Source organism: Rhizobium sp. FG96, assembly GCF_057808655.1.
This window is the reverse complement of the sequence record NZ_JBMDIL010000008.1, coordinates 67,997-83,619: the sequence shown is the minus strand read 5'-3', so window position 1 is coordinate 83,619 and position 15,623 is coordinate 67,997. Positions and strand designations below refer to the sequence as shown.

Below are 15,623 nucleotides of genomic sequence, written 5' to 3'. Positions count from 1 at the left end.
TTCCCGCAGAGGTTTCAGGCGCCGCGGGGCAGCGTGGTTACGCGTAAACCTTAACAGGCAAAGCCGCTGGCAGACGCGTCTGGGTGCCGCTAGGAAGCCCTCAGCCGCATGATGCAGCGCCGGGGTCTCCAATGGTCATTTCCTTTTTCGAAGCAGCGGATATGTCGTTCAAGGCAGCCTTGTCGGTCGCCGTGACGATCGGCGGTATGATGGCCGCCACCGCGATGCTGAAGACCGAGGCGACGGAGACCACGCGCCTCGACCTCTCCCGGCCGGTCCTCTGGCCGTCGGAGCCGACACGGGTGCCCGCACCCTTCCGCTTCGCCGCCAATGATCCGGCGCAGGTCGCCGCCGATGCCGGAGCCGTCTGCGTCAGCAATATCGGCCTTAGAATCGATTGCGACCTGATCGGCGCCTCGGCGCTCTGATCACAGGCTGCCGCCATCCTTGTAATAGCTTGGATATTGCACGAATTCAGAATCGCGGCCGTCCGTGCTCTCTTGCGTGCTGTCGGCCTCGTCTGCGGGCTTCGTATAGCCGTGGCTGATCAGCCAGTCCTTGACGATATGGCGCATCGCCCGGTCGCGGTCGGTGATGCCGAACTCCCGCATGAAGGCCTGGAGCGCCTGCTCGCAACGTTCTGAAAAGTCATCTGCCATAAAGCGGTAAGGGGCAAGGCGAATGATTGTTCCGAGTTTCGATGTCTTGGAAAAAAGAAGAGCCGGTTCGTGGTCGAACCGGCTCATTCAATCTGTCAGCTTATCGCTGATGAAACTGGCTCCCCGGGCCGGATTCGAACCGGCGACCTGTCGATTAACAGTCGAATGCTCTACCGCTGAGCTACCAGGGATCACCGCTTGCCGCGGTGTGAGTGGGCTAATACAAATGCTTGTTCGATTTGCCAAGCGGTTTTTTCAAAAAAATGACATCTCCTTGCAATTATTGGACTTATCCCCATCTCCTGTGGATGACTGACGGGAAAAACAACACGGATAAAAAGCGCGAAAAGCGTTTCGGCATCGATCACACGACCGGAGAACTCATTCTTGGGTCATGGCGCATACCGCTGCCGCGCTCGCGCATCGCACGCATGGCCATCGGCCTGTTGCTGATCATCTGCGGTTTGCTGGGATTTTTGCCCATCCTCGGCTTCTGGATGCTGCCGCTGGGCTTCATCGTGCTGTCGCACGACCTGCCGGTCGCCCGGCGCTGGCGCCGCAGGCTGTCGGTCTGGTGGCACCGGCGGGGCAGGCCCGCCGGTAACTGAGGCCTCACATCAGGCGAAGAGGCTGGCGGCCCAATAGAACAGCGCCGAGATCAGCGCTGCCGCGGGCAGGGTGACGACCCAGGCAACCACGATATTGCCGGCAAGCCCCCAGCGGACGGCCGAGACGCGCTTGGCAGCACCGACACCGATGATCGCGCCGGTGATCGTGTGCGTCGTCGAGACCGGAATGCCGAGCCAGGTGGCGCCGAACAGCGTCAGCGCGCCGCCGGTCTCAGCGCAGAAGCCCTGCATCGGATTGAGCTTGGTGATCTTCGAACCCATCGTATGGACGATTCGCCAGCCGCCGAAGAGCGTGCCCAGCGCCATCGCCGCCTGACAGGACAGCACCACCCATAGCGGCACATGGAAGCTGCCGCCGAGATAGCCCTGCGAATAGAGCAGCACGGCGATGATGCCCATCGTCTTCTGCGCATCATTGCCGCCATGGCCGAGCGAATAGAGCGAGGCCGAGACGAATTGCAGGATGCGGAAGGTGCTGTCGACGGCAAAGGGCGTCTGGCGGACGAAGATCCAGGACACCGCGAGCACCAGGAACAGTGCCAGCAGGAAGCCGATCATCGGCGACAGCACGATGGCGCCCGCCGTCTTCAGAAGACCACCCCAGACGATCGAGCTGAAGCCGACCTTGGCAAGGCCGGCACCGACGAGACCGCCGACCAGTGCATGCGAGGAGCTCGACGGTATGCCGAAGACCCAGGTGACGATGTTCCAGATGATCGCGCCCATCAGTGCCGCGAAGATCACCATCGGACTGACGATGTCAGGATTGATGATGCCGGTGCCGAGTGTCTCGGCGACATGCAGGCCGAAGAAGAGGAAGGCGATGAAGTTGAAGAATGCCGCCCACATCACCGCATATTGCGGCCTGAGAACGCGTGTCGAGACGATCGTGGCGATCGAGTTCGCCGCGTCATGCAGTCCGTTCAGGAAGTCGAAGAACAGCGCGACGGCGATCAGCCCGGCAAGCAGCGGAAAGGCGAGGGTGGCATCCATCAGACGTTCTCGATCACGATGCCGCTGATTTCATTGGCGACGTCCTCGAAACGGTCGACGACCTTCTCAAGCTCGGCATAGATCTCGCTGCCGATGATATAGGCCATCGGGTTCGAGGCGCCGTGGCGGCGGAAGAGATCCTTGAGGCCGAGGTCGTAGAGCTCGTCGGACCGGCCCTCGACGCGCGTCACCTCTTCGGCGATCGCCGTCAGCCGCGGCGCGTTGGCGCCCATCCGGTCGAGCAGCGGGACGGCCTCGGCGATCAGATGCGCCGCCTTGACGATTTCCTTGCCCATCTCCTGCATGCCCGGATCGAAGCTCTTCTGCTCGAACAGGCGGATGGTCTTGACCGTCTTGTGCATCATATCGATCGCATCGTCGAGCGACTGGATCAGATCCTTGATGTCGCCGCGGTCGAAGGGCGTGATGAAACTGCGGCGGACCGCGAGCAGAACGTCGCGGGTAATATCGTCGGCCTCGTTTTCGAGCGCGACGATGCGCTCGCAATGGCGCTCGGGATCGTTCCCGGCCAGAAGTTCGTTCAGCGCTTCTGCGGCGCCGACGACGGTGCGGGAATGCTGAGCGAAGAGATCGAAGAATCGGTCTTCGCGCGGAAGAAGTTTGCGAAACCAGCTTAACATGGTGACCCCGTGGATGCTTGAGTTGTCACGCAACTGTCACAAATGGGGTTCTGTTGCAATAAAAGCTGGCCGGGAAGGGCTGCAGCCTCGGGCTTTTCCACGCGTTTGCGGCTGAGATCACACAGGCGGCCGCAGCTGTCACAGTCTCAATGAAGATCGAGCGTCAGCTGCCTGTTCTTGATCTGCGGCAGCGGCAGGCCGATCTCGATCTTGCCGAAAACCCGCCTGCGGCGTTCCTCGTCCTTCTCCCGTTCCGCCCGGCTGGCGGCGACGGTCGCGAGGGCATTTGCGATAACCTGCTCGGCATGCGTCATAGGAACCTCCGTCGTTTGTTCCTATTTTGTTCTCATTAATGCAAATGTCAAGAGCTTCACTCACCGAAGTAGAAAACCGGATCGCGCGTCAATTCGCCATTGCCGAGATGGCCGTACAAATCCCTGCCGAGAATCCAGTAGGTGATCTTCTGCGTCGCAAGAGAAAAGACATAGTCGCCATCCACCCAATGCTCGGCCTTGCTGCCGCCGATCGGGAAGAGAAACTTGCCGGCTTGATAGAGAACGGCCTTTTCGGATCGATGATCGAAAATATATCGTGTTTTCGCCATGTGTTATCCTGCCGCTATACGCAAGATACAACGTCACATGGGATTTTAGATCTGTCTATATTATCAGAAGTTGAGGATTGGTCTATTCACAAATAAGATAAGCCTAAAACAGCATTATCCCAAAAATGGGCAATACGATCCCGCGCGATGAAATCATCGCGATTATATTCGGAATCATTCAAGCGGGGATTGTTTGAAGTTGGAGGCCTCGCCCGGAATTGAACCGGGGTACAAGGATTTGCAGTCCTCTGCGTCACCACTCCGCCACGAGGCCATCCGTGAACGACTTGTTCAGTGGTGGCGCGGATTTAGAATGATCCAAAGGAAACCGCAAGAGGTGTTTTCCGAAAAAAATCGGGCCGTCATCAGGCCGTCGCATTCAATGCGCTTGATCATTCGGCGAATCCGCTCATTATCCTTATATGAGGAATATCTCAAAACCCTTTGTCACCAGGGATGATCCGGACCGGCACATACGCTGTCAGGATGCGCTGCAGTATGCGTTCCGCGATCTGATCGAGGCCGCGGTTGAGGCCGGGTGGAGCGAGCAGGAAGCCGTGGATGCCGTCGGCGAACTGGTCGACGGACATATCCAGGACCTCATGGCGCGCGCCGATTCCGCTGCCCTCATGGCGCTTCTGAAGACGATGCGCTGATTCTGCCCGCCGCCGGTCGGCGAGCGCAGGCTCTCAATTCACGCTTCTGAGCGAGGGAAGGGGCGAAATGCCGCCGGTGATGACACCGGGCGTGCTCGACGCAATCAGCGGAATGCAGAGAATGATGACGATGAGCCCGCCGATGAAGCAGGCGCCGAGCATCAGGGATCTGTTCATGCGGGCTCCGTCTCTGCCTTTGTTTTTTAGCTTATGCTGTACAAAGCTGACGGATGCCTGAAGGCTGCATCAGCGCTTCGGGCCGGATTTCAGGTAGAGATAGCTGCCGACGGCGAAAAAGATCAGCGTAAAGCCCGGCCAGGCCACGAACACGGTCGTGTAGCCGCAAGCGCCTTCGAAGCAATCTCCGAGCGTTCCCGCCACGGATAGCCGCAAGGACAGCACGCCCGCGAGGATGACGCTCGCGGCGGCGATCAGCAGCAGAATGAAAATCGTAAAACCCGTGCTTCGCATTCAAACCTAAAGAGCGGGCCGTCTGATTTCTGCCTGCTGCGCTGTGTTTATCTTCAACTCGTCCGGCTGTTGACGAGCCCGCAGCAAAGTACGCCGACGAGCGCCACAGCGATGAAAAGGTCGAAGAACGTCAAATGTACGAAAAAGGCAGACATGGCCTGCTCCTCCTCATTTCCTCCGGTTGCAATAATACCACAGGGGAAAGCTTTGTTCCACTTCGGAGTTCAGAAAGCGCTCCTGCACCGCTTAGGCGGCCGATATGCCGCAAGGATTCTTGCCGCAGGCGCGAACGGAGCCTTGAAAGCATCCGAACCCGGGATTAAGAGACGGAACACATGGCCGCGGTAGCCGGGCGAGAGGATACGATGGATTTCGAAGCAGCACGCGTAAAGATGGTCGACAACCAGATCCGTACGACGGACGTGACGTCCCATTCCGTGTTGAGCGCGTTCCTCACGGTTCCGCGCGAGGCGTTCGTTCCCGAGAAGGCCAAGGTTCTGGCCTATATCGATAACGATGTCGAAATCTGTCCCGGCCGCTTCCTGATGGAAGCTTCGCCGCTCGCCAAGCTGCTGCAGCTTGCTGCGATCACCAAGGAAGACACGGTTCTCGAAGTCGGCTGCGGCACGGGTTACACCTCGGCGCTGCTGTCGCTGACCGCAGGCTCCGTCGTCGCGCTCGAATCCGACGCATCGCTTGCCGAGCAGGCCAAGGCCAATCTCTCCGGCTATCCGAACGTCTCGGTCGTTGCAGGCGATCTCGCCAAGGGCCACACGGCTGGCGCCCCCTACGATCTGATTTTCGTCAACGGTTCCGTCGAGGAAGTTCCGGCTTCGCTTCTCGGCCAGCTCGCCGAAGGCGGCCGTCTCGTCACCGTCGAAGGCTACGGCAATGCGGCCCGCGCCAAGGTTTTCGTTTCGGAGCGTGGTGCCGTCTCCGAAAACGTCTTCTTCAACGCTTCGGTCAAGCCGCTTCCGGGCTTTGCCAAGCTTCGCGAATTCGTATTCTGAGCCTTTCCCAAAGGGCTTTTCGATGCGGGCGCCACGGGCGCCCGTTTCTGTTTTTCATGCTTCATTTGCTGCCCGTCAGTTCATCCAACAAAACTGTGCATGGACGCATTCATTTGATTCGCGATGATTTTTTTCGCGTCTGGGGTATTCTACTGTCTGGGTGATTCGGATGCCCACTCCATGCAATCCGATCGTTGCTTTAAGCTTAACGGGGATAGATATGGCTCAGCCAAGCGTAGCGCGTGAACCGTCCATGGAAGAGATCCTGGCGTCGATCCGCCAGATCATCGAGAGCAATGAGCCGGGCGCCGGCAAGGCCATTTCCCCGTCTTTGCCTCCGGTTTACGGTGACGATGCCGAGGATGAAGGCCACGATTCCAACATCCACCTGACGGTCGATGACACCTACGCCAATGTCGAATTCCCCGAGCCGGTGCTGACACAGGATCCGCGCTTCGTTGCCGCCAACTCGGCTGGCACCCGCGAGGCCGAGCAGCCGGCGCGCGCGATGTCGCTCGCCGATGTCGCCGCCCGCGTCCGCGCCGCTTCCGAGCGCCTGCCGGCCCAGCCGCCCCGCGAACTGCCGCCGGTTTTCCGTCAGCCGGAACCCGTTGCCGCAACTGTTGCCGAGGAGATCCGCCGTCCGGTCGAGCCGGTCGCCGCTGCACCGGTTGTCGCGCCGCTGCCGGCGCCGAAGCCTGCTCCGGTTGTTGCCGAAGTTCAGCCTGCCGAGCCCGAGCCGCTGCCGCAGGCCGTGGAATCCGAGATCGAGCCGGTTGCCGAGCCGCAGGCGTCGATGGCGCCTGAAGCCCCGGTTGCTCCGGCACCCGTTGCGCAAGCACCGGTTCCCTCCTTCCTGCCGCAGGTTCTCGAAGAAGCCCAGGCGCTGATCTCTCAGGATGCCAGCCTTCAGGTTGCGCGCTCCTTCGAAGAGCTGGCGCTGGCGATCGACGGTGCTGAGCGCCGCTCGCTCGACGAGATCGCCGAGGACATGCTGCGCCCGATGCTGCGCGAGTGGCTGGACGACAATCTGCCGACGCTGGTCGAGCGGCTGGTGCGCGAGGAAATCGAGCGCGTGGCGCGCGGTCCGCGCCGCTAACCGGAAACGCTTTTTATCCAACAAGCCGCTCCGGTCTCCGGGGCGGCTTTTTTATTGACTTGCCTGCAGCCATCCTATTTACAAACCCGCATCCTAAAACCCCGAAGTTTGGTCATAAAATGCTCGACAAGACCTATGATTCCGCCGCAGTCGAACCGAAAATCGCTGCGAAATGGGACGAAGCCGATGCCTTCCGTGCCGGTGCGAACAAGAAGCCTGGCGCCGAAACGTTCACGATCGTGATCCCGCCGCCGAACGTGACGGGCTCCCTGCACATGGGCCACGCGCTCAACAACACGCTGCAGGACGTCATGATCCGCTTCGAGCGCATGCGCGGCAAGGACGTGCTCTGGCAGCCGGGCATGGACCACGCCGGCATCGCCACGCAGATGGTCGTCGAGCGCAAGCTGATGGAACAGCAGCTTCCCGGCCGCCGCGAAATGGGCCGCGACGCCTTCATCGACAAGGTCTGGGAGTGGAAGGCTGAATCGGGCGGCCTGATCTTCAACCAGCTAAAGCGCCTTGGCGCTTCCTGCGACTGGTCGCGCGAGCGTTTTACGATGGACGAGGGCCTTTCGGCAGCCGTTCTTGAAGTCTTCGTAACGCTTTACAAGGAAGGCCTCATCTACAAGGATAAGCGACTGGTCAACTGGGATCCAAAGCTTCTGACGGCGATTTCCGACATGGAAGTCGAGCAGATGGAAGTGAAGGGCAATCTCTGGCACTTGCGCTATCCGCTGGAAGAGGGCGTCACCTACCAGCATCCGGTTGCTTTCGATGAAGAGGGCAAGCCGACCGAATTCGAAACGCGCGACTATCTCGTCGTAGCCACGACCCGCCCGGAAACCATGCTCGGCGACACCGGCGTTGCCGTCAATCCTGACGATGACCGCTACAAGTCGATCGTCGGAAAGCATGTCATCCTGCCGAGCGTCGGCCGCAAGATCCCGATCGTTGCTGACAGCTACGCCGATCCGACGGCGGGCACCGGTGCGGTCAAGCTGACGCCGGCGCATGACTTCAACGACTTCGACGTCGCCAAGCGCACCGGCCTGCGCGCCATCAACGTCCTGAACGTCGATGCCTCCGTTAATATCAAGGACAACGAGGATTTCCTCGAAGGCCTTGATAATCCGGCGGCACTTCATGGCGCATGGGACCGTCTCGAAGGCCAGGACCGTTTCACTGCCCGCAAGATCATCGTCGAAATCTTCGAGGAAGCCGGCCTGCTCGACAAGATCGAGCCGCATACGCACATGGTGCCCCATGGCGACCGTGGCGGCGTGCCGATCGAGCCGCGCCTGACGGAACAGTGGTGGGTCGACAACAAGACGCTCGCCAAGCCGGCGATCGCCTCGGTTCGCGAGGGCCGCACCAAGTTCGTCCCGAAGAACTGGGAAAACACCTATTTCCAGTGGATGGAAAACATTCAGCCCTGGTGCATCTCGCGCCAGCTCTGGTGGGGTCACCAGATTCCGGCCTGGTATGGCCCGGATGGTCAGGTCTTCGTCGAGAAGACCGAGGAAGAGGCGCTCGAGGCCGCGATCCAGCATTACCTCGCCCATGAAGGCCCGTGGAAGGCCTGGGTGCAGGACAAGATCGAGAACTTCCAGCCGGGTGAAATCCTGACGCGCGACGAAGACGTGCTCGACACCTGGTTCTCGTCGGCGCTCTGGCCGTTCTCGACGCTCGGCTGGCCGGAAAAGACCCCGGAACTCGCTCGCTACTATCCGACCAACGTTCTGGTCACCGGCTTCGACATCATTCCCTTCTGGGTCGTCCGCATGATGCAGATGGGTCTGCATTTCATGAAGGACGCCGATGGCAACCCGGTCGAGCCGTTCCACACGGTCTATATCCACGCCCTCGTTCGCGACAAGAACGGCCAGAAGATGTCGAAGTCGAAGGGCAACGTCATCGATCCGCTGGAGCTGATTGACGAATACGGCGCCGACGCGCTGCGCTTCACGCTCGCCATCATGGCGGCGCAGGGCCGCGACGTGAAACTCGATCCCGCGCGTATTGCCGGCTATCGCAATTTTGGCACCAAGCTCTGGAACGCCACGCGCTTTGCCGAGATGAACGGCGCCAAGAGCGATCCGAACTTTGCGCCTGAAGGCGTCAAGCTGACGATCAACCGCTGGATCCTGACCGAACTTGCCCGTGCGGAACGTGACGTAACGGAAGCCATCGAAGCCTACCGCTTCAACGACGCTGCCGGAGCGCTCTATCGCTTCGTCTGGAACCAGGTCTGCGACTGGTATCTCGAACTGCTGAAGCCGGTCTTCAGCGGCGAGGACGAGGCCGCCAAGAAGGAAGCACAGGCCTGCAGCGCCTATATTCTCGAAGAGATCTACAAGCTGCTGCATCCGTTCATGCCCTTCATGACCGAAGAGCTCTGGGCCCATACAGCCGGCGAAGGCGCGGAGCGTGATACGCTCGTCTGCCATGCCGACTGGCCGTCGCCCTCCTTCTCGGATGATGCCGCAGCCGATGAGATCAACTGGCTGATCGATCTCGTCTCCGGTATCCGCTCGGTGCGCGCGGAGATGAACGTTCCACCGTCGGCAACCGCACCGCTGGTCTTCGTCAGCGCCAATGCCGAGACCAAGGAGCGCCTGTCGCGTCACGACGCAGCGATCAAGCGTCTGGCGCGTGTCGAGAGCGTCGCGCTCGCCGACGCCGCCCCGAAGGGCGCAGCCCAGATCGTCATCGGCGAGGCAACGGCCTGCCTGCCGCTCGGCTCGCTGATCGATCTCTCCGCGGAAAAGGCCCGCCTCGAAAAGGCGATTGCCAAGACCGAGGGCGAGATGTCCCGCGTCAAGGGCAAGCTCTCCAACGAGAAGTTCGTCGCCAACGCCAATCCTGAAGTGGTGGAGGCCGAGCGCGAGCGTCTCGCGGAATTCGAGAGCCAGATGGCCAGCCTGAAAGTAGCGCTTGCAAGGGTGATCGAGGCCTAATCCACTCTTGGTAGCAAACTATTCCAAAACGGCGTCCGGAACTCTCCGGGCGCCGTTTTTCATTCCCGGCATTTTGAGTCGAAAGCGCATGCCTTATTTAGCGTTTTCACCCTGTGGAATTTGACGAATCTGCGAAATTTTCAGTGGAAGAGGCCGAAAAGGCAGACTGTTGTCAGATTGATACAGGGGTCAGGTGACTTGGAACGATCGTTTAAAAATAATCCGAAATGATTAGTTTGTTAGGATAAAATTTTACCATACCCAAATTTTTGACGTGCTCGTCAATTTCTTACGTCAATTTAACTTCTTGCATGCATTGTGGCGGCATGAAGGCGCGCATTGTCATCCGCGCCATTCCTTTGCAAGGTGCAGCCATCTGCATTGCTTGAGTGGGGGAGACACAATGGCATCTCGTATGTTTTCCAAGGGCGTAGCATCGCTCGTTATCCTTTCGTCCTTCGCATCGCCGTCATTTGCCGGCGGCCTGGAACGCGGCGGCTACAATATCGACCAGCTCTTTGATACGGGGCCATTTTCGTTCAGCAGTGGTGTCACTTACGTCATGCCGCAGCGCAAGCTGAAGAATGTTGTCGACACCGACGCGAGTGATGGACTCGGCAATAACGGCATTGGCGGCGGTTCGACCTCTGCCGACGAGACGGAAAACTACGCCATACCGTATGTCGGCATGAAAGGCGGCCTCGGTCCTGTAGACTGCTTGCTGGACTATTCAGAGCCATTTGGCGCGCACACGAACCCCGGAACCGGTTGGGTTGGCGCAAACAGCAATATCGAGACGAAAGTCAGCAGCCACAACTACGGAGCTACGTGCTCATATAAGTTCGATGCGGGGCCGGGAGAGTTCCGTTTCATCGGTGGTGCTTTCTATCAGGAGATTGAGGGGTTCAAGTCACGTCTGGTTGCGCCGTTGCCGGCCGCTTTCGGAACTGGCATCGGGCGGTTGGATCTCGAAGGGCAGAGCTGGGGATGGCGCACTGGTATCGCATACGAGATTCCAGAATATGCGCTGCGTGCGAGCCTCGTTTACAATAGCCGGGTGAAATACGACAATCTTGATGGTACCGTCGACCTCACGCAGGTTCCAGCCTTCGTCGATCCGACGAATCCAGCGCTAGGCAAGAAAACCGATGTCTTTGGCTCTGCCGATGCCCCCGATTCTCTCGAACTGAAGCTCCAGAGTGGTATCGCGCCAGATTGGCTTGCTTTCGGTTCCGTAAAGTGGACGAACTGGAGCGTGCTCCAGTCGATCGCCTTCTGCCCGACATCGACCAAGGGGCTGGCAAAATGTACTGCTGGTGGCGCTACAGAGCTGACTTCCCTGGATTTGATCTATCGTGACGGTTGGACCGTTTCCGGAGGTGTGGGTCACAAATTCAACGATCAATGGGCTGGTGCGGTAAGCCTTACCTGGGATCGCGGAACAAGCCAGGGATACGGCTCTCAGAGCGACACGTGGACACTCGGTGTTGGCGCATCTTACACGCCGACTGAGAATATCGAGTGGCGCGTTGCTGGAGCGATCGGTCTGTTGACCAGCGGTTCGTCGCATGCTGTGACCTACAATGGTCAGACATACGGTGACGACGTTTCTTACGATTTTGGCAACGACCTCGTAACCGCCGTCTCGACCAGCCTCAAAGTCAAGTTCTGACGCTGATCACTTGAATACAAAGCCCGGCCCAGTGCCGGGCTTTTCTTTGCTTGATGCGATATTAATCATGCCTTTTGGACATCCCATTTTGTGACGAATCCGCAACAGTTTTTTACGACAGTTGGCGTAAGCTATCTCCAGGGCGAATTTGTCCATTTCCCGCCACAAACAGGGCGCAGCGGTATTTGCGGGCAAGGGAATGGCAGGCGTAGGGTGCGTTTGAAAAGTAAGATGGGTCGAGTTTTTTCAGGGACAGGCGAGAGCCGATCGGAGACCGGATTTCATTCCGCTCCATTTGCGATACAGCTTTTCCCGCAAGGCGATTCCGCCGGAAAATTTCGCTCTCAAGTCGTGTCTTCCATCTGTCCATTCTCCGATGTTTCCGCGTCCATGACGGGCGCTGACGAGCACCGCGATCACGCCGATACCGGTTTGGTCACATTTGGTGTTTACGGATATTGGGAAGGCGGAAAGACAGATGTTTCTTCCGCGAAAATGACGCCGCAGGCATTGCAGGCGGGCCAGGCCGGAACCCGGGTGGTCTATCGCGATGCGCAGGAAATTCAGGCCCTCGAAGAAGGGCGGAAGGCTGGATGCGACGCGGGCAAAGGAGCCAGAGAGCTCGCCGCGGGATCGCTCGCCTGGAGGAGATACGCCGGGACGCGTGGCAGCGGAGTTTTTGCTGCCGGGCTGGTCTGCGATGGAAGCGAAAGAAACTGAGTGAAATGCTGACATCCGAGTTCAGACTTTTCAGATTTGCTCTCATGGGGCTGTCGATCGCGCTTTCAGCAGCGGTTGCCTCCCCAGCCGGCGCTTTTGATATCAATGCTGGCGTCACCAAGGAATCCGGTCCCTTCGATCTCTTCAAGTTCGGTTTCAAGGCTTACAAGAGCGGCCAGAAGGAAGAAGCTGTTGAAGCCTACAAATACGCCGCCGAGAAAGGCCATACCGGCTCGCGCTGGGCGCTGGCCAACATGTATGCCGACGGCGACGGCGTCACCCAGGACGATTTCGAAGCCTTCAAGATTTATAGCGAGATTGCCCAGCAGGGCGTCGAACCGGGTTCCGAAGATACCGGCTTCTTCATCAATGCGCTGCTGTCGCTCGCGAGCTATTACAAACACGGCATTGCCGGTAGTCCGGTGAAGGTCGATCTCAACCAGGCCCGCCAGCTCTATTTCCAGGTCGCCTCGACCTTCGGTGTGCCGGAAGCGCAGTTCCAGCTGGCGCAGATGATGCTTTCGGGCGAGGGCGGCAGCCCCAATCCGCTGCAGGCGAAGAAGTGGCTGAATCAGGCCCGCAAGAGCGGCCATCCGGGCGCTATGTCCGTCTTCGGCAACATCCTCTTCCAGGAAGGCCAGTCGGCCCGTGGTCTGGCGATGATGACGGCGGCGCTCGACCGCTGCAAGCCGAAGGACTGTGGCTGGATGGAATCGCTGCAGGAGCAGGCGTTCTCGGTCGCGACCGAAGGAGACCGCCGTGCAGCGGTCTCGCTCTCCCACAATATCGCCACCAGCGGCGACTGATCTCCGCTTAAGCCGCGAAGTCGAAATAGGCGACGACGGGAACGTGGTCGGACGGTTTTTCCCAGGCGCGGACGTGTTTCTCGATGGCCGTCGAGGTCATGCGGTCTGCGGCTTCAGGCGACAGCATCAGATGGTCGATGCGAATGCCGTTGTTCTTCGGCCAGGCGCCGGCCTGATAATCCCAGAATGAATAGAGCTGAACCGCATCCGTCGTGGCGCGCACAGCATCGGTGAAGCCGAGGCTTTCGAGCCTGCGGAAGGCTTCACGGGTCTGCGGCAGGAAGAGCGCGTCATTCGCCCAGACCTTCGGGTCGAAGCAATCATGCGGCTCGGGAATGACGTTATAGTCGCCAGCCAGAATGAGCGGCTCCTCATAGCTCAGCCGCTGCGCAGCAAACTGCTGCAGGCGCTCCATCCAGGCGAGCTTGTAGGTGTATTTCTCGGTTTCGACGGGATTGCCGTTCGGCAGATAGAGGCAGCAGACGCGCAGCGCCTTGTTGCCGGACAGCGAGAACACCGCCTCGATGAAGCGCGCCTGCTCGTCCAGCGGATCGCCGGGCAGCCCGCGGCTCACTTCGTCCGGCTTGCTCTTGGAGAGGATCGCGACGCCGTTGAAACCCTTCTGGCCATGCGTCTCGACATGATAGCCCATCGCCTCGATCTCAAGGCGCGGAAAGCCTTCGTCGACCGTCTTGATTTCCTGCAGGCAGACGATGTCGGGATTGGAATCCTTGAGCCACTGCGTCAGGTTGTCGATACGCGCCTTGACGCCGTTGATGTTCCAGGTCGCGATCTTCATCCATCACCTCTTGCTTCGTGCCGATCTTGTATCGTGATGGGTAGCAACCGGACAAGACGATAAACCGGCCGGAAGAGATTTCTTCGGCCGGTCGGGTCTGAGGTCGGTGGAAAGCTTAGACCGAGAAGCTCGTTCCGCAGCCGCAGCTGGCAACAGCGTTCGGATTCTTGATCTGGAAGGATTGGCCGAGCAGGTTGTCGACGAAGTCGATCTCGGAACCGGCCATATAGACCAGCGAGAGGCTGTCGATCAGCACCTTGGCGTCGTTCTTCTCGACGATCACGTCATCGTCCTGAACGCCGTCGGCAAGGTCGAACTTGTAGGAAAAACCCGAACAGCCGCCGCCTTCGACGGAAACGCGCAGCGCGCTCTTTCCGGCCTCGGCACCGACGATCGCGGCGATTCGCTTTGCGGCCGCATCGGAGAGGGTTACTGAAGTCTCTGTCATGTTTCCTCCTGCCGGGGTCAAGATCCGGAGAGAATTGATAAAAGCCGCTGAGCGTTCAAACGGCTGATATCAAAAGAATTTATCACGGGCGCTCACGGAGCGCATTATTGCGGAAAGCGGTTAAGAAAGCGCCGCTTTGCCTGATATACTGACTATAGGTATGAAGAGCGCGAAGCGGCGTCAATGGGGCGATCCGGCCGCGCGGTTCGAATGACGGTGAAGAATGACGATTGACAGGCGTGCATTGGGTTTCGGCAACAGCGAGCGGGCAGTCTATGCGGCTGATCCCTGGACGACCCGCGGGCGGCTCTATCAGGAGAGCTCCAGCCCGACGCGATCCGACTTCCAGCGCGACCGCGACCGCATCGTTCACACGACCGCCTTCCGCCGCCTGAAGCACAAGACCCAGGTTTTCATCGCCCAGGACGGCGATCACTACCGTACGCGCCTGACCCATACGATCGAGGTGGCGCAGATCGCCCGCGCTCTGGCCCGCGCCCTGAAGCTCGACGAGGATCTCGCCGAGGGCGTGGCGCTCGTCCACGATTTCGGCCATACGCCCTTCGGGCACACCGGCGAAGACGCGCTGCACGAGGTGCTGCTGCCCTATGGCGGCTTCGATCACAATGCCCAGTCGCTGCGGATCGTCACCAAGCTGGAGCGCCGCTATGCGGAGTTCGACGGTATCAACCTGACCTGGGAAAGCCTCGAAGGTCTCGTGAAGCACAATGGCCCGCTGCTGACCAAGGACGGGCAGGGCACGCGCGGCCCGGTCCCGCAGCCGATCCTTGACTATTGCGAACTCCACGATCTGCAGCTCGACACCTATGCAAGCCTTGAGGCACAGGTGGCGGCGATCGCCGACGATATCGCCTACAACACCCACGACATCGACGATGGCCTGCGCTCCGGCTACCTGACCTTCGACATGCTGGAGGAAATTCCGTTCCTCGCCGGGCTGATGGCGGAAGTTCGCGATCGCTATCCGAACCTCGAAGCCAGCCGCTTCACCCACGAGATCATGCGCCGGCAGATCACCCGCATGGTCGAGGATGTGATCTCGGTCTCGCAGGAACGCCTTGCACAGGTCAATCCGAAGAGCGCTGACGATATCCGCCATGCCGATCGCGTCATAGCCACCTTTTCGCCGGCGATGGCCGAAACCGACAGGCTGATCAAGCAGATGCTCTTCAAGCGCATCTACCGCCACCCGGAGATCATGCGCATCCGCGCCAGTGCGGCACAGATCGTCACCGACCTCTTCGGCGCCTATATGGCGAACCCCAAGGAGATGCAGAGCCACTACTGGGTGGATCACATCGCCGGCCTTGCCGATGCCCCGAAAGCCCGCCATGTCGGCGACTATCTGGCGGGGATGACGGACACCTATGCCATCAGCGCCCACAGGCGATTGTTTGACCACACTCCCGATTTGCGATAGGCAGCACGCGCCCGG

General features: G+C 59.6%; 19 protein-coding genes and 2 tRNA genes. 9 read left to right on the top strand and 12 right to left on the bottom strand.

Features of this window, described 5'->3' with window-relative positions:
- Positions 1–131: 131 nt before the first annotated feature.
- The gene (locus ACODR6_RS17310; RefSeq protein WP_130278457.1) at positions 132–428 is read left to right on the top strand and encodes a hypothetical protein; all 297 of its coding nucleotides are present in this window, start codon (positions 132–134) and stop codon (positions 426–428) included.
- On the opposite strand, the gene ACODR6_RS17305 is transcribed toward ACODR6_RS17310, so the two are convergent.
- Both ACODR6_RS17305 and ACODR6_RS17300 read right to left on the bottom strand, forming a co-directional pair.
- On the bottom strand, positions 429–746 hold the full coding sequence (locus ACODR6_RS17305) for a hypothetical protein (protein WP_489023233.1): 318 nt from the start codon (positions 744–746) through the stop codon (positions 429–431).
- A 29-nt stretch (positions 747–775) separates the two neighbouring features.
- Positions 776–850 (bottom strand) — tRNA-Asn (locus ACODR6_RS17300).
- 117 nt (positions 851–967) lie between these two features.
- Between ACODR6_RS17300 and ACODR6_RS17295 the strand changes: the two genes are divergently transcribed.
- Positions 968–1,267, top strand: a complete 300-nt coding sequence (locus tag ACODR6_RS17295; protein WP_489023478.1) for a hypothetical protein — start codon at positions 968–970, stop codon at positions 1,265–1,267.
- A gap of 9 nt (positions 1,268–1,276) precedes the next feature.
- Here ACODR6_RS17295 and ACODR6_RS17290 read toward each other — a convergent pair whose 3' ends face one another.
- From ACODR6_RS17290 to ACODR6_RS17255, 8 genes are all read right to left on the bottom strand, one after another.
- Positions 1,277–2,281: an inorganic phosphate transporter gene (locus ACODR6_RS17290; RefSeq protein ID WP_489023232.1), complete on the bottom strand. Its 1,005-nt coding sequence runs from the start codon at positions 2,279–2,281 to the stop codon at positions 1,277–1,279.
- Positions 2,281–2,922, bottom strand: coding sequence for a DUF47 domain-containing protein (locus ACODR6_RS17285; protein WP_112711559.1), 642 nt, complete (start codon positions 2,920–2,922; stop codon positions 2,281–2,283). Before ACODR6_RS17285 ends, ACODR6_RS17290 begins: the two co-directional genes overlap by 1 nt.
- A 146-nt stretch (positions 2,923–3,068) precedes the next feature.
- Positions 3,069–3,236: a hypothetical protein gene (locus ACODR6_RS17280; RefSeq protein ID WP_199629396.1), complete on the bottom strand. Its 168-nt coding sequence runs from the start codon at positions 3,234–3,236 to the stop codon at positions 3,069–3,071.
- 56 nt (positions 3,237–3,292) lie between these two features.
- Positions 3,293–3,526 carry a hypothetical protein gene (locus tag ACODR6_RS17275; RefSeq protein WP_112711560.1) on the bottom strand — a complete coding sequence of 78 codons (234 nt, stop codon included), beginning with the start codon at positions 3,524–3,526 and terminating at the stop codon, positions 3,293–3,295.
- A gap of 200 nt (positions 3,527–3,726) precedes the next feature.
- Positions 3,727–3,800 (bottom strand) — tRNA-Cys (locus ACODR6_RS17270).
- 160 nt (positions 3,801–3,960) lie between these two features.
- Positions 3,961–4,116 carry a hypothetical protein gene (locus ACODR6_RS17265; protein ID WP_489023229.1) on the bottom strand — a complete coding sequence of 52 codons (156 nt, stop codon included), beginning with the start codon at positions 4,114–4,116 and terminating at the stop codon, positions 3,961–3,963.
- A gap of 99 nt (positions 4,117–4,215) precedes the next feature.
- Complete coding sequence (locus ACODR6_RS17260) at positions 4,216–4,359, bottom strand: hypothetical protein (protein ID WP_162708597.1); 144 nt, start codon at positions 4,357–4,359, stop codon at positions 4,216–4,218.
- A gap of 69 nt (positions 4,360–4,428) precedes the next feature.
- On the bottom strand, positions 4,429–4,653 hold the full coding sequence (locus ACODR6_RS17255) for a hypothetical protein (protein WP_112711562.1): 225 nt from the start codon (positions 4,651–4,653) through the stop codon (positions 4,429–4,431).
- Positions 4,654–5,018: 365 nt separating this feature from the next.
- On the opposite strand from ACODR6_RS17255, the gene ACODR6_RS17250 reads away from it, so the two are divergent.
- From ACODR6_RS17250 to exoR, 6 genes are all read left to right on the top strand, one after another.
- Positions 5,019–5,663, top strand: coding sequence for a protein-L-isoaspartate O-methyltransferase family protein (locus tag ACODR6_RS17250; protein ID WP_489023476.1), 645 nt, complete (start codon positions 5,019–5,021; stop codon positions 5,661–5,663).
- A gap of 220 nt (positions 5,664–5,883) precedes the next feature.
- Positions 5,884–6,762: a PopZ family protein gene (locus ACODR6_RS17245; protein WP_489023227.1), complete on the top strand. Its 879-nt coding sequence runs from the start codon at positions 5,884–5,886 to the stop codon at positions 6,760–6,762.
- A gap of 119 nt (positions 6,763–6,881) precedes the next feature.
- Complete coding sequence (locus tag ACODR6_RS17240) at positions 6,882–9,722, top strand: valine--tRNA ligase (RefSeq protein ID WP_489023225.1); 2,841 nt, start codon at positions 6,882–6,884, stop codon at positions 9,720–9,722.
- A gap of 403 nt (positions 9,723–10,125) precedes the next feature.
- On the top strand, positions 10,126–11,394 hold the full coding sequence (locus tag ACODR6_RS17235) for an OmpP1/FadL family transporter (protein WP_130278449.1): 1,269 nt from the start codon (positions 10,126–10,128) through the stop codon (positions 11,392–11,394).
- 90 nt (positions 11,395–11,484) lie between these two features.
- Positions 11,485–12,114 (top strand): hypothetical protein, encoded by a 630-nt coding sequence (locus tag ACODR6_RS17230; protein ID WP_489023222.1) that lies wholly within the window; start codon positions 11,485–11,487, stop codon positions 12,112–12,114.
- A gap of 5 nt (positions 12,115–12,119) precedes the next feature.
- Positions 12,120–12,920: an exopolysaccharide production regulator ExoR gene (gene exoR, locus ACODR6_RS17225; protein WP_112711567.1), complete on the top strand. Its 801-nt coding sequence runs from the start codon at positions 12,120–12,122 to the stop codon at positions 12,918–12,920.
- Between the two features lie 7 nt (positions 12,921–12,927).
- On the opposite strand, the gene xth is transcribed toward exoR, so the two are convergent.
- Both xth and erpA read right to left on the bottom strand, forming a co-directional pair.
- Positions 12,928–13,719, bottom strand: a complete 792-nt coding sequence (xth, locus tag ACODR6_RS17220; RefSeq protein WP_489023220.1) for an exodeoxyribonuclease III — start codon at positions 13,717–13,719, stop codon at positions 12,928–12,930.
- Positions 13,720–13,834: 115 nt separating this feature from the next.
- Positions 13,835–14,167 carry an iron-sulfur cluster insertion protein ErpA gene (gene erpA / locus ACODR6_RS17215; protein WP_112711569.1) on the bottom strand — a complete coding sequence of 111 codons (333 nt, stop codon included), beginning with the start codon at positions 14,165–14,167 and terminating at the stop codon, positions 13,835–13,837.
- A gap of 223 nt (positions 14,168–14,390) precedes the next feature.
- Between erpA and ACODR6_RS17210 the strand changes: the two genes are divergently transcribed.
- Positions 14,391–15,608 carry a deoxyguanosinetriphosphate triphosphohydrolase gene (locus tag ACODR6_RS17210; protein ID WP_489023219.1) on the top strand — a complete coding sequence of 406 codons (1,218 nt, stop codon included), beginning with the start codon at positions 14,391–14,393 and terminating at the stop codon, positions 15,606–15,608.
- The last annotated feature ends 15 nt before the right edge of the window (positions 15,609–15,623 follow it).

Bases quoted from the DNA above. Each gene is read 5' to 3' on its own strand.
- ACODR6_RS17250 (WP_489023476.1), top strand. From the start codon at position 5,019: ATGGATTTCGAAGCAGCACGCGTAAAGATGGTCGACAACCAGATCCGT.
- ACODR6_RS17275 (WP_112711560.1), bottom strand. From the start codon at position 3,526: ATGGCGAAAACACGATATATTTTCGATCATCGATCCGAAAAGGCCGTT.
- ACODR6_RS17285 (WP_112711559.1), bottom strand. From the start codon at position 2,922: ATGTTAAGCTGGTTTCGCAAACTTCTTCCGCGCGAAGACCGATTCTTC.
- ACODR6_RS17310 (WP_130278457.1), top strand. From the start codon at position 132: ATGGTCATTTCCTTTTTCGAAGCAGCGGATATGTCGTTCAAGGCAGCC.
- ACODR6_RS17210 (WP_489023219.1), top strand. From the start codon at position 14,391: ATGACGATTGACAGGCGTGCATTGGGTTTCGGCAACAGCGAGCGGGCA.
- ACODR6_RS17240 (WP_489023225.1), top strand. From the start codon at position 6,882: ATGCTCGACAAGACCTATGATTCCGCCGCAGTCGAACCGAAAATCGCT.
- ACODR6_RS17235 (WP_130278449.1), top strand. From the start codon at position 10,126: ATGGCATCTCGTATGTTTTCCAAGGGCGTAGCATCGCTCGTTATCCTT.
- exoR (WP_112711567.1), top strand. From the start codon at position 12,120: ATGCTGACATCCGAGTTCAGACTTTTCAGATTTGCTCTCATGGGGCTG.
- erpA (WP_112711569.1), bottom strand. From the start codon at position 14,167: ATGACAGAGACTTCAGTAACCCTCTCCGATGCGGCCGCAAAGCGAATC.
- ACODR6_RS17280 (WP_199629396.1), bottom strand. From the start codon at position 3,236: ATGACGCATGCCGAGCAGGTTATCGCAAATGCCCTCGCGACCGTCGCC.
- xth (WP_489023220.1), bottom strand. From the start codon at position 13,719: ATGAAGATCGCGACCTGGAACATCAACGGCGTCAAGGCGCGTATCGAC.
- ACODR6_RS17290 (WP_489023232.1), bottom strand. From the start codon at position 2,281: ATGGATGCCACCCTCGCCTTTCCGCTGCTTGCCGGGCTGATCGCCGTC.
- ACODR6_RS17255 (WP_112711562.1), bottom strand. From the start codon at position 4,653: ATGCGAAGCACGGGTTTTACGATTTTCATTCTGCTGCTGATCGCCGCC.
- ACODR6_RS17265 (WP_489023229.1), bottom strand. From the start codon at position 4,116: ATGTCCGTCGACCAGTTCGCCGACGGCATCCACGGCTTCCTGCTCGCT.
- ACODR6_RS17305 (WP_489023233.1), bottom strand. From the start codon at position 746: ATGAGCCGGTTCGACCACGAACCGGCTCTTCTTTTTTCCAAGACATCG.
- ACODR6_RS17260 (WP_162708597.1), bottom strand. From the start codon at position 4,359: ATGAACAGATCCCTGATGCTCGGCGCCTGCTTCATCGGCGGGCTCATC.
- ACODR6_RS17295 (WP_489023478.1), top strand. From the start codon at position 968: ATGACTGACGGGAAAAACAACACGGATAAAAAGCGCGAAAAGCGTTTC.
- ACODR6_RS17245 (WP_489023227.1), top strand. From the start codon at position 5,884: ATGGCTCAGCCAAGCGTAGCGCGTGAACCGTCCATGGAAGAGATCCTG.